An 11,155-nucleotide genomic window follows, 5' to 3' on the forward strand; every position below is an offset into this window, starting at 1 on the left:
GCCGCTGGCCTGCGCGAGCTTCCACTCCTCGCCTTCGGCGAAGTCGTCGCTGGTCACCTGAAACGTGGGCAGCTTCGGCAGGAACTCGTACGGGTTGTAGTCGAACGCCATCGGTGGTCCTTTCCTCGGGACGGGATCGTCAGGAATGCATCAGGAAGTGTTCCATGACGCGGGTGCCGAACCGGAGAGCTTCGACCGGGACACGCTCGTCGACTCCGTGGAACAGTGCCGGGAAGTCGAGATCGGGTGGCAGTTGCAGCGGCGCGAACCCGAAACAACGGATTCCGAGCTTGGCGAACGCTTTCGCGTCGGTCCCCGCGGAAAGCATGTACGGCACGGTCCGGCCCAGCGGATCGTGCGCGAGGATCGCGGCGTTCATCGCGTCGACGAGATCACCGTCGAAACTCGTCTCGTACGAGTCGAGGCTGGTGATCCACTCGCGGGTCACGTCGGGGCCGATCAGTTCGTCGACGGTGCGTTCGAACTCGGCGAGCCGGCCCGGCAGAATGCGGCAGTCGACGACGGCCTGCGCGGTCTGCGGGATGACATTGGCCTTGTAACCGGCCTGCAGCATCGTCGGGTTGGCGGTGTCCCGGAGGGTCGCGCCGATGATGCGGGCGATGGACCCGAGTTTGGCGAGGGTGCCGTCGATGTCCGGGGAGTGCGGGTCGAAATCCAGCCCGGTCTCCTCCGATGCGGCGGCGAGGAATTCGGCGACCGAATCGGAGATCACCAGCGGGAATGTGTGACTGCCGAGCCGGGCGACGGCCTTCGACAGGATCGTCACCGCGTTCTCCTCGTGCAGGAACGAGCCGTGCCCGGCGCGTCCCTTCGCGGTCAGCCGCATCCAGCCCAGGCCCTTCTCCGCGGTTTCCACGAGGTAGAAACGTCGCTCGCCGCCGTCGCGGCGGGGCACGGTCAGCGAATAGCCGCCGACCTCCCCCACCGCTTCGGTGATGCCCTCGAACAGGTCGGGTCGATGCTGCACGAGCCACTGGCAGCCCCACGTGCCACCGGCTTCCTCGTCGGCGACGAATGCGAACACCAGATCGCGGGGCGGGACGATGTTCTCGGCTTTGAAGCGGCGTGCGACGGCCAGCATCATGCCGACCATGTCTTTCATGTCGACGGCGCCGCGGCCCCACACGTAGCCGTCCTCGACGGCCCCGGAGAAGGGGTGCACGCTCCAGTCGGCGGGTTCGGCGGGCACCACGTCGAGGTGCCCGTGCAGCAGCAGAGCACCGCGGCTGCGATCGGCCCCGGGCAGTCGCGCGAACACGTTGCCGCGGCCGGGCTGCCCGGATTCGACGTATTCGGTGTCGTACCCCACCTCCGCGAGTTGCGCCGCGACCCATTCGGCGCATTCCCGTTCGCCTCGGGTGGTCGCGGGATCACCGGTGTTGGAGGTGTCGAACCGGATGAGCTGGGACACCAGGTCGACGACCTCGTCCTCGGCGCGGGACGGATTGTGGGTGCTCACGTGTTCGGCCATGTCTGCATGTCTACCACCGCCGGCGCGCATCGACGCAGGTAAAGGGGGCGATTTGGGCACGTCGACGCGGTAGGTTACTCTTTCACAGCACCCACGGAAAGCGGGTGTGAACAACGTGAGTCCGAGTGGCGGAATGGCAGACGCGCTAGCTTGAGGTGCTAGTGTCCTATTAACGGACGTGGGGGTTCAAGTCCCCCCTCGGACACTCTGAGTTGAGACAGACGACGTAGGCCCCGAACCGACAGGTTCGGGGCCTACGTCGTTCCCGACCGCCGGCGTACCGGCGGTCGTCGCGAATTGGGGAATCGCACGTGCGTGCGCTACTGTTCTCGTCAGCGCCCGCGGGAGCGGGAGCTACCGGCATGTCCATACACATCCGGTCCGAGTGGCGGAATGGCAGACGCGCTAGCTTGAGGTGCTAGTGTCCTATTAACGGACGTGGGGGTTCAAGTCCCCCCTCGGACACTCCAGCAGTTCCCGAAACTGCACACACGAGGTCGCGAACCCGACAGGGATCGTGACCTCGTTTTGTGCGCTGTGACCGTTCTGTGTGGATTCGTGTTCGCCGGGCGGATGCAAATCCACACAGAACACTATTTCTTCCGCGATTTCCTCGCGACCGGCCGCGCACCCGGCTTGGGGGCGTCGACCGGCCGCCGCTCCTCACGGCGTCGCTGTTCGGCGGCATCCTCCCGGTCGAGGCGGGCGTAGACGATCCGCTGCTGCACGTAGGTCCAGATGTTGTTGCTCACCCAGTACAGCAGGATCGCGATCATCAGGATCGGCCCGCCGACGAGCGCACCGAGCGGGAAGACCCACAACATCATCTTGTTCATCACCGCGGATTGCGGGGTCGCCGCGGTGTCCGGGTTCTGACGCGCCAGCGACGCCCGCGCATTGAAGTGGGTGGCGAGGCTCGCGATCACCATCAGCGGGATCGCGACTGCCGCGATCGTGCCGACCGTCGGGATACCCCCGAAGTGCACGAACGATGCCAGTGTGCTCTCCGGTGTGGCGATCGCGGCGGAGATCGGGGCGCCGAACAGGCGGGCACCGAGGAAGGACTGCACGTCGGTGGCACTGAAGACGTAGTTCGCGGTGTTCGCATTCTCGTCCGGCGTCATGCCGAGTTGCCCGAGCCCGGTGCCGGTCCGGTTGAACGACCGCAGGACATGGAACAGGCCGAGGAACACCGGTATCTGCACCAGCGCGGGCAGGCAACCCATCAGCGGGTTGACCCCGTGTTCCTTCTGCAGCTTCTGGAGTTCCGATGCCAGGCGGGGGCGGTCGTCGGCGTGCGTGCGTTGCAGGGCTCGGATCTGGGGTTGCAGTTTCTGCATCCGGCGGGTGGTGCGGATCTGCCGGATCGAGGGGCTCAGCAGGACGAGCCGCAGGGTGAAGACGAGAAAGATCACGGCGAGCGCCCACGCGACGCCGTTGTCCGGTTCGAGCACGGCGCCGAACGCCTTGTGCCAGAACCACAGGATCGCGGACACGGGATAGTAGACGAAATCGAGCATCGAGCACCTTCCGGCACGATGCGGCGGCAGGCGGCATCGTGCGGGTGACGGGTGCGCCGGACACGGGCCGACGACACCTCGGGTAGGGACCGCGTGCCGCGGACGCCCGAAAGCGTCAGGCGGCGAGCAGTTCCCGGCCGGGTGCTCGTGGGCGTCGGGGACGCCCGGGGGTGTTCGGGGCGCTCTGACGGCGGAACGCGCCGCGCAGGCGGCGCTCCTCGCGGGGTGGCCCAGACGACGGCGTCGACAGCGCACACACCGTGGGCAGCACGGTGTACCCGGCGAGCGCGACCATCAGGACGATCGCGACCGCGCCCGCGGCGACCGCGGTGGGGGCGTCGAGTGCACCGGTGACCGCAACCAGGATCGCGAGGACGGACAGCCACGCGAGCTGAACAACGTTCAGCCTGTGCGTAAGTCCGTCCACGATCCGTGCCACGGATTCAGCGTACCCGGCCTCATCCACCGAATCGATCGGTGTGTGCGCTCAGATGCTCGTGCAGTCGCGCGGCGACAGGTGACAACTCGCGCGTTCCGGTCACCAGACCGATGGTGCGGTCGCCGACACCGCGGACCGGCACCGTGACGGCGCCCGCGGTCGGGATTTCCGCGCAAGGCAGCAGCGCGACGCCGAGCCCGTGGGCGACCAGGACACGGATGGTCTCGAACTCGCTGATCTCGAAAGCGATGTGCGGTGCGAATCCGGCGTCCGCGCAGCAACGTTCGAGGACCTGCCGGATCTGGTAGCTCGGTGGCCCGGCAATGAAGTGTTCGGCGGCCAGATCGGCGAGAGCGACCTCGCCCCGTCCGGCGAGCCGATGCGAAGTGGCCACATGCAGCAGCAGCGGTTGGTGGCCGAGGACGGTGGCGGGCAGATCGTCGGGCGGCGGGATCATCACGGCGAGGTCGAGTCGGCCGTCGCGGACCATCTCGGCGAGGGCGGCACCGTGCGACTGCACCAAGCGCAACCGGATTCCCGGCGCGGCGCGATGGAAGTCCGCCAGCATCGACGGAATGCTCACCGGCCCGAGCGTAAGCGGGAATCCGAACCGGATGAGACCGCGGTCGGGGTCCGCGTGGCTGCGGACGGTGCCGATCGCGTCGTCGAGGTCGCGGATCAGGCCGGCGGTGCGGTCGTGGAGTTCGCGGCCGGCCGCGGTGAGTGCGACCCCCCGGCCGACCGGGTGGAACAGCGGTAGCCCCACCACCTGTTCGAGTGTCTTGATGCGTCGGCTGACCGACGACTGCGGTAGGCCGAGTCGCTCGGCGGCGTGGGTGATGTGGCCTTCCCGCGCGGCGGCGTCGAACGCGGCCAGCAGCGGTGCGGCGGCTGCGGCCTCCTCGGACAGAAACCATTCCATATTCGGATCATATGTCCTCCATTCCATCATTGGACGGATCAGTGTTCGGAGTGGACGCTGGGGGCACATCCACACGAGCGAAGGCGATCTGACATGGACGAACCCGGAAATGGCAGCAGCGCAGCAGTTCTCGACCACGATTACGACGTGGTCCTGATCGGCGGCGGCATCATGTCCGCAACCCTGGGCGCTGCGCTGACCCGGTTGCAGCCGGACTGGTCGATCGTCGTCCTCGAACGCCTCGATCGGGTCGCGCAGGAAAGCAGCGCCGCCTGGAACAACGCCGGCACCGGTCACGCCGGGATGTGCGAGCTCAACTACATGCCCGACCCGACCGACCCGAACCGCGCCGAGCAGATCGGCCGCCAGTTCGATGCCACCCGCCGATTCTGGGCGTCCCTCACCGAATCCGGTGACCTGCCCGGGACGTCGTTCGTCAATCCGATACCGCACATGAACGTCGTGTTCGGCGATCGCGACGTGGCCTACCTGAAAGAGCGTTTCGCGACGCTGCGGCGATCACCGTTGTTCTCCGCGATGGAGTACAGCGACGATCCCGACGTGATCGCGCGGTGGGCACCGCTGCTGATGGCGGGCCGCACCGGTACCGAACCGGTGGCGGCGACCCGCCACGAGGGCGGTACCGACGTCGATTTCGGCGCCGCGACCCGCGACCTGTTCCGCAGTATGCGGTCGCGGGGAGTGCAGATTCGCACCGGGCACGAGGTCCGAAGGCTGCGCCGCGAACCCGACGGGCGGTGGAACGTCACCGGCCGCGCGGGCCGCGCGCGGTTCTCGGTGCGGTCGCGGTTCGTCTTCGTCGGTGCAGGCGGTCAGGCGCTCACGTTGCTGCAGAAGGCACGGATCCCCGAGGTTCGTGGCTATGGTGTGTTTCCGATCGGCGCGCAGTTCCTGCGCACCGACGACCCGGACATCGTGGCCGCACACCACGCGAAGGTCTACAGCCAGACCGACGTGGGCGCCCCGCCGATGTCCGTCCCGCACCTCGACACCCGGATCGTCGACGGGAAGGCGTCGCTGATGTTCGGCCCGTACGCGACCTTCAGCACCCGACTGCTGAAACACGGCCGCCGCACCGACCTGTTCGCCACTATCCGGCCGCACAACATCGCCCCGTTGATCGCGGTCGGTGCGCAGAACCTGCCGTTGGTCCGCTACCTGATCGGCCAACTCGTGGCGACGCGCGCCCGGAAACTGCGGCAACTCCGACGGTTCGTGCCCACCGCCTGCGGCGACGACTGGCGGCTGATCGATGCCGGGCAGCGTGCCCAGTTGATCGTCCCGCATCCGCGGAAGATCGGTGTTCTCACCTTCGGCACCGAGGTCGTCACCGGCGCGGACGGCACCATCGCCGGCCTGCTCGGTGCCTCCCCGGGTGCCTCGATCGCGCCCGCGGTCATGATCGAGCTACTCGATGCCTGCTTCCCGCAGCATCGCGCACGGTGGGCGCCGATCGTGGATCGGTTCTGTGTGGAATTGTGACCGCCTGGCGGACACAATTCCACACAGAGCGCGATCGGTCAGGTGCGGCGACCCTTCCGGAAGTACCAGATGGGGCCGACGAAGTTGATGAGGGTGATGAGCGCCCACTTGCCTTTGCTGCCGTTGATCTTGCCGGCGGGGCGCGTGGCGAGATCCGCCCACGCCGTCGCCGCCAGCGACACCTGAACACTCACCAGGGTAAGAACCACCGTCTTCTGCCACGGGGCTAAATCGGCGAACTTCTTCTTGACAGCGCTCATCGTCCTGCTGCTCCTCGGATGTGTGGTCGGCCGCACCTGCTGCGCCCGATACCATTCATTGCTACCGCACGACATCGGAAAAGGTTCATGAACTCCCACAGCAACACCCCGGCCGCGGACACTGTCACCGCACCACCGAGCGTGATCGACCCCGCCGACCTCGATACTTGTCTGAAGGTCCTCGACCTCGCGGGCACTCTGGACGCCGGTCATCCCGATGCGATCGCCGTGCAGCGGGCAGCCGCCCACATGTTCAAGAAATACAAGCGGCTGCGGCGCAACGAGACACGCACCCTGAAGGTCGAGGCGGACCGCGACGTACTGGCCGCGACCGCGACCGGGTCACCGACCAGGATCGACGACGAAACCGCGGGCCTGACCCTCACCTCGACGACACGGGGTGCATCCGCGGGCACACTGCTGCGACCCCGGAACTGCTACGTCTGCAAGGACAAGTTCACCAGGGTCGACGCGTTCTACCATCAGTTGTGTCCGACCTGCGCGACCGAGAACCACGCGAAGCGCGACGCCCGCACCGACCTGACGGGTCGGCGGGCGCTGCTCACCGGTGGTCGCGCAAAGATCGGCATGTACATCGCGTTGCGTCTGCTGCGGGACGGCGCGCACACGACGATCACCACCCGATTCCCGCACGACGCGATCCGCCGGTTCTCGGCGATGGAGGACAGCGCCGACTGGATCCACCGGCTGCGGGTCGTCGGGATCGACCTGCGTGATCCGGCGCAGGTGGTGGCTCTCGCCGACGATGTCGCGGCGCAGGGGCCGCTCGACATCCTGATCAACAATGCGGCCCAGACGGTCCGGCGCTCCCCCGGTGCCTATTCGGCGCTGGCGGATGCCGAAACGGGGCCGCTGCCGTCCGGGCCGCGCCCCGAGATGATCACGTTCGGCAAGCCGTCCGATGCGCATCCGACGGCGCTGGCCGGGTCGCTGCCGACGGGACTCGCCGTGCACGCGCTGGACCCGGAGTCGGTCACGGCGTTGGCGATGGTCGCCGGGTCCGCGACACCGGACCGGATCGCCGCGGGCGTCGCCGTCGACGCGGGTGGGTTGCTGCCGGATCTCGTGCACACCAACAGTTGGGTGCAGACGGTCGGCGAGGTCGAACCTTTGGAACTGCTCGAGGTGCAGTTGTGCAACTCGGTGGCCCCGTTCATCCTGGTCAACCGGCTACGTCCGGCGATGGCGGCAGCCGCTGCTCGCCGCAAGTACGTGGTGAACGTCTCGGCGATGGAAGGGCAGTTCGCCGGTCGCCGCTACAAGGGCGCCGGTCATCCGCACACCAACATGGCCAAGGCCGCCCTGAACATGCTCACCCGCACCAGCTCGGAAGAACTGCTCTCCGACGGCATCTTGATGACGGCGGTGGACACCGGCTGGATCACCGACGAACGCCCCCACCACACGAAGATGCGTCTGGCCGAGGAGGGTTTCCACGCGCCACTCGACCTCGTGGACGGAGCGGCACGGGTGTACGACCCGATCGTGCAGGGCGAGGCCGGGACCGATCTGCACGGCTGCTTCCTCAAGAACTACGAGCCGGCTCCGTGGTGAACGACTGAGATCCACGCGACAGGAAATACCAGGTCGAGACAGGTTCCACACGCTTTCGAGGGTGCTCGTCCGGCTCGGCGCCGGGATACTGGAGGCAGTACCGTCCAACCCCTGCCGTCCAACTTCTGCCGGCCGAACCTCCCAGGAGCACCGTCATGACAGTCGCAGTAGTTCACGCCGCCACCCCCGAGGGACACGCCGCGCTTGTCGTCGCCACGGGCGAGGCCGCCGACCGGCACGAGGATCTGCTCGTCCTGCACGTACTCGACGACGACGATGCTGCCACCGACGCCGAGGTCGAATCGGTGCGTACCGCGGTGCGCGCGGTCGCCGGTGACAGCGGATGGGACGTGCGCACGGCGGTGCACGACGGCGATTCGGTGGGCACGCTGGTGGAGTTGGCCACCGCGAGCGGCGCCGGGCGTGTCGTCGTGGGCAGCCGGGGTGCCAACGCACTCGGCAAGTTCCTGCTCGAACGTCCGCTGCAGCGATTGCTGATCGAGCTACCGGTGCCGGTGCTCGTCGTCAAGGATCCCGACCGGTAGCCGAAGGCCTACCCTGGGTGTCATGCCCTACCGGGTGCTGGCGGACGGAATCGCGGTCACACACCTGCTGTTCGTGTTGTATGTCGTGTTCGGCGGGTTCGTGGCGTGGCGGTGGCCGTGGACGATCGCGACGCACGTGTGCGCGGTGGTGTGGGGATTCTCGACGGTACTCGTCGGGTTCGACTGTCCGCTCACGCACGCCGAGAACTGGGCGCGGCATCGAGCCGGGGAGGCCGGTCTGCCGTCGTCGGGTTTCATCGACCACTATCTGACCGGGGTGATCTACCCGGAGTCTGCGGTGGGCCTGATCCGGGTGCTCGTCGTGATCTGCGTCGTGGTGTCGTGGGTGGGTCTGTGGCGGCGTGTGAGATTCACCGCATCCGGGGTTACCCGACAGTAGGGTGTGGGCATGACTGCTGTCCCACGCGAACTCGACATCGTCGTCTACGGAGCCACCGGGTTCGTCGGCCGGCTCACGGCCGCCTATCTGGCCGAGCATCTCCCCTCCGGCCTGAAGGTCGCCCTCGCCGGGCGGTCCAGGCACCGCCTGGAGAACGTGCGCGCGGAACTCGGCGGCGCGGCCGCGCAGTGGCCGCTGATCGAGGCCGACGCGACCGACCCCGAAGCGCTGGCCACGCTGGCCGCCGGCACCCGGATCGTGCTCACCACCGTCGGCCCCTACGCCAAGTTCGGCCTGCCTCTGGTGCAGGCGTGCGCCGAGGCCGGCACCGACTACGTCGATCTCACCGGCGAGGTGCTGTTCCATCGCGAGAGCATCGACCGGTTCGACGACACCGCCCGCCGCACGGGCGCCCGGATCGTGCATTCGTGCGGATTCGATTCGGTCCCGTCCGATCTCGGTGTGCACGCACTGCACCGGGCGGCGCAGGCGGATCACGCGGGCGCGCTCACCGACACCACCCTGGTCGTCACCGCGCTGCGCGGCGGGATCAGCGGCGGCACCATCGATTCGCTGCGCACCCAGATCGACGCGGTGCGCACGGACACCGGCCTGCGGAAAGTCGCGGCGCGGCCGTACTCACTGAGCCCCGACCCGTCCCGGGAACCGCAGCTCGGCCGGCAGAACGACCTCGCGCTCGTCGACGGGAAAACCATCGCACCGGAGCTGGCGGGCTGGAAGGCCCCGTTCTTCATGGCGTCCTACAACACCAGGGTGGTGCGCCGCAGCAACGCGTTGACCGACTGGGACTACGGGCCTGCGTTCCGGTACCGCGAAGTGATGAACGTCGGGTCGTCGCCGGTCTCCCCGGTCCTCGCCGGCGGTCTCGCGGCCGGGATCGGTGCGCTGGCACTGGGGTTGTCGTTTCCCCCGACCCGTTTCCTGCTCGACAAGGCCCTGCCCGGACCGGGCGACGGCCCGTCCGAAACCACCCGCCGGCGTGGATTCTTCACGATCGACCTGTACACCACGACGACTTCCGGCGCTCGCTACACCGCCCGGTTCGCTGCCCAGGGCGATCCCGGCTATCAGGCGACTGCGGTGATGCTCGGCGAGTCCGCGTTGTCGCTCGCCGTGGGCGGTGCGGCGCTCCATCCGGGCGGTGGGGTGCTCACTCCCGCGGTCGCATTCGGCGACGTCCTCACCGAACGGCTGCGGACGGCCGGATTCGAGATCACCACCCGTCGGCTGCCGTGACCACCGGGGTGGGGCGACACTCCGGTACCGATGGTGTCGTCCCGTCCCGGAACCGGCTATGCTCGATCGGTCGCCGTGTCCTCGGCGACATCGACGACGAAGGACGACAAACGTGCACGCGACGAGCATCGAGGCCGCACCGGCCACCCTGCTTGCGCTGATGGCGTTCTGGCCGACTCGTCGTGGCGCATGTTTCGACGGCGCGTGTTGTTGCCAGGTGTGTTGCTGAGCGGTTCTCCGCTCCCCTCCCCTTTCGGTAGCCACGTTCGCGGTCGGAGCATGCCTTGTTCAATTTGTTGATCTTCACTCTCGTCGGTGTCGGCGCGCAGCTCGTCGACGGCGCTCTCGGCATGGCGTTCGGTGTCACCGCCACCACCTTGCTGATCTTCAGTGGTGTCGGTGCCGCGCACGCCAGCGCGGCCGTGCACCTGGCGGAGGTCGGCACCACCCTCGTCTCGGGCATCGCGCACTGGAAGTTCCGCAACATCGACTGGAAGGTCGTCGCGAAACTCGGCGTCCCCGGGGCGATCGGTGCGTTTCTCGGCGCGACGGTCTTGTCGAGCCTGTCCACCGAAGCGGCCGTCCCGGTCACCGCGGGAATCCTGCTGGCGATCGGTGTGTATGTGGCACTGAGATTCTCGGTGCGCCCGCCCGCCGTCGCCCATGCCCGCACCTCCCCGCACACCGCAAAGTTCCTGTCCCCGCTCGGATTCTTCGGCGGATTCGTCGACGCCAGCGGCGGCGGCGGATGGGGGCCGATCACCACCAGCACCCTGCTCTCCCGCGGCAAGACCGCACCGCGCACCATCATCGGATCGGTCAGTGCATCGGAGTTCATGGTCGCGGTCGCGGCCAGCCTCGGCTTTCTGATCGGGCTCGGCCGTGAATCCGTAGAGAATCTGCTCGTCGTCGCCGGTCTCGCGCTCGGTGGCGCGATCGCGGCACCGTTCGCCGCGTGGCTCGTCAGCCGGGTTCCCGCCACACTACTGGGTACGGCCGTGGGCGGCATCATCGTCATCACCAACGCGCAGAAACTGTTCATGTCGTTCGATGTCACCGGACCGGTGACGGTGCTGGTGTACCTGCTGATCGCGGCCGGCTGGATTGCGTTGCTCACCGTGTCCTGGCGGCGTTCGCGCCTCACCCGCGCCGAGTCGGCGGGATCGCTCGACACGCTCCACGCCCCGGCGTCCCCGGTACTGCGCGAAGAAGTGGGCTGACGCCCCGTGTGCCGTTTGGGCC

At 67.9% G+C, this 11,155-nt stretch carries 10 protein-coding genes, 2 tRNA genes and 1 pseudogene; 8 read left to right on the forward strand and 5 right to left on the reverse strand.

The window, feature by feature from the left end; all coding sequences use genetic code 11:
* Positions 1-139 precede the first annotated feature (139 nt).
* Complete coding sequence (locus tag WAX14_RS24185; RefSeq protein ID WP_422630581.1) at positions 140-1,492, reverse strand: M20/M25/M40 family metallo-hydrolase; 1,353 nt, start codon at positions 1,490-1,492, stop codon at positions 140-142.
* A gap of 119 nt (positions 1,493-1,611) precedes the next feature.
* Here WAX14_RS24185 and WAX14_RS24190 point away from each other — a divergent pair.
* Together WAX14_RS24190 and WAX14_RS24195 are read left to right on the forward strand one after the other, a co-directional pair.
* Positions 1,612-1,697, forward strand: a tRNA-Leu gene (locus WAX14_RS24190).
* A gap of 174 nt (positions 1,698-1,871) precedes the next feature.
* Positions 1,872-1,957, forward strand: a tRNA-Leu gene (locus WAX14_RS24195).
* Between the two features lie 131 nt (positions 1,958-2,088).
* Here WAX14_RS24195 and yidC read toward each other — a convergent pair.
* The 3 genes and pseudogenes from yidC to WAX14_RS24210 all read right to left on the reverse strand — a co-directional run.
* Positions 2,089-3,012, reverse strand: a pseudogene (gene yidC, locus WAX14_RS24200) (membrane protein insertase YidC); the annotation flags it as partial.
* Between the two features lie 115 nt (positions 3,013-3,127).
* Complete coding sequence (locus WAX14_RS24205) at positions 3,128-3,451, reverse strand: DUF6412 domain-containing protein (protein WP_422630582.1); 324 nt, start codon at positions 3,449-3,451, stop codon at positions 3,128-3,130.
* A gap of 19 nt (positions 3,452-3,470) precedes the next feature.
* On the reverse strand, positions 3,471-4,373 hold the full coding sequence (locus tag WAX14_RS24210; protein WP_422630583.1) for a LysR substrate-binding domain-containing protein: 903 nt from the start codon (positions 4,371-4,373) through the stop codon (positions 3,471-3,473).
* 93 nt (positions 4,374-4,466) lie between these two features.
* On the opposite strand from WAX14_RS24210, the gene mqo reads away from it, so the two are divergent.
* Entirely contained in the window at positions 4,467-5,876 is a 1,410-nt protein-coding gene (gene mqo / locus WAX14_RS24215) for a malate dehydrogenase (quinone) (protein ID WP_422630584.1), read from the forward strand.
* Positions 5,877-5,914: 38 nt separating this feature from the next.
* Here the strand turns inward: mqo and WAX14_RS24220 are convergent, their stop codons facing one another.
* The gene (locus WAX14_RS24220; protein ID WP_422630585.1) at positions 5,915-6,136 is read right to left on the reverse strand and encodes a hypothetical protein; all 222 of its coding nucleotides are present in this window, start codon (positions 6,134-6,136) and stop codon (positions 5,915-5,917) included.
* Between the two features lie 87 nt (positions 6,137-6,223).
* Between WAX14_RS24220 and WAX14_RS24225 the strand changes: the two genes are divergently transcribed.
* The 5 genes from WAX14_RS24225 to WAX14_RS24245 all read left to right on the forward strand — a co-directional run bounded on the left by WAX14_RS24225 (position 6,224) and on the right by WAX14_RS24245 (position 11,133).
* On the forward strand, positions 6,224-7,711 hold the full coding sequence (locus WAX14_RS24225; protein ID WP_422630586.1) for an SDR family NAD(P)-dependent oxidoreductase: 1,488 nt from the start codon (positions 6,224-6,226) through the stop codon (positions 7,709-7,711).
* Positions 7,712-7,866: 155 nt separating this feature from the next.
* Complete coding sequence (locus tag WAX14_RS24230; RefSeq protein ID WP_422630587.1) at positions 7,867-8,256, forward strand: universal stress protein; 390 nt, start codon at positions 7,867-7,869, stop codon at positions 8,254-8,256.
* Positions 8,257-8,278: 22 nt separating this feature from the next.
* On the forward strand, positions 8,279-8,656 hold the full coding sequence (locus tag WAX14_RS24235) for a DUF2784 domain-containing protein (protein ID WP_422630588.1): 378 nt from the start codon (positions 8,279-8,281) through the stop codon (positions 8,654-8,656).
* A gap of 9 nt (positions 8,657-8,665) precedes the next feature.
* Entirely contained in the window at positions 8,666-9,913 is a 1,248-nt protein-coding gene (locus tag WAX14_RS24240; protein ID WP_422630589.1) for a saccharopine dehydrogenase family protein, read from the forward strand.
* Between the two features lie 284 nt (positions 9,914-10,197).
* Positions 10,198-11,133: a sulfite exporter TauE/SafE family protein gene (locus tag WAX14_RS24245; protein ID WP_422630590.1), complete on the forward strand. Its 936-nt coding sequence runs from the start codon at positions 10,198-10,200 to the stop codon at positions 11,131-11,133.
* Positions 11,134-11,155 lie beyond the last annotated feature (22 nt).

Source organism: Rhodococcus sp. (in: high G+C Gram-positive bacteria) (genome assembly GCF_049299235.1).
GTDB lineage: Bacteria > Actinomycetota > Actinomycetes > Mycobacteriales > Mycobacteriaceae > Rhodococcus.

Bases quoted from the DNA above. Each gene is read 5' to 3' on its own strand.
- WAX14_RS24185 (WP_422630581.1), bottom strand. From the start codon at position 1,492: ATGGCCGAACACGTGAGCACCCACAATCCGTCCCGCGCCGAGGACGAG.
- WAX14_RS24210 (WP_422630583.1), bottom strand. From the start codon at position 4,373: ATGGAATGGTTTCTGTCCGAGGAGGCCGCAGCCGCCGCACCGCTGCTG.
- mqo (WP_422630584.1), top strand. From the start codon at position 4,467: ATGGACGAACCCGGAAATGGCAGCAGCGCAGCAGTTCTCGACCACGAT.
- WAX14_RS24220 (WP_422630585.1), bottom strand. From the start codon at position 6,136: ATGAGCGCTGTCAAGAAGAAGTTCGCCGATTTAGCCCCGTGGCAGAAG.
- WAX14_RS24225 (WP_422630586.1), top strand. From the start codon at position 6,224: ATGAACTCCCACAGCAACACCCCGGCCGCGGACACTGTCACCGCACCA.
- WAX14_RS24230 (WP_422630587.1), top strand. From the start codon at position 7,867: ATGACAGTCGCAGTAGTTCACGCCGCCACCCCCGAGGGACACGCCGCG.
- WAX14_RS24235 (WP_422630588.1), top strand. From the start codon at position 8,279: ATGCCCTACCGGGTGCTGGCGGACGGAATCGCGGTCACACACCTGCTG.
- WAX14_RS24240 (WP_422630589.1), top strand. From the start codon at position 8,666: ATGACTGCTGTCCCACGCGAACTCGACATCGTCGTCTACGGAGCCACC.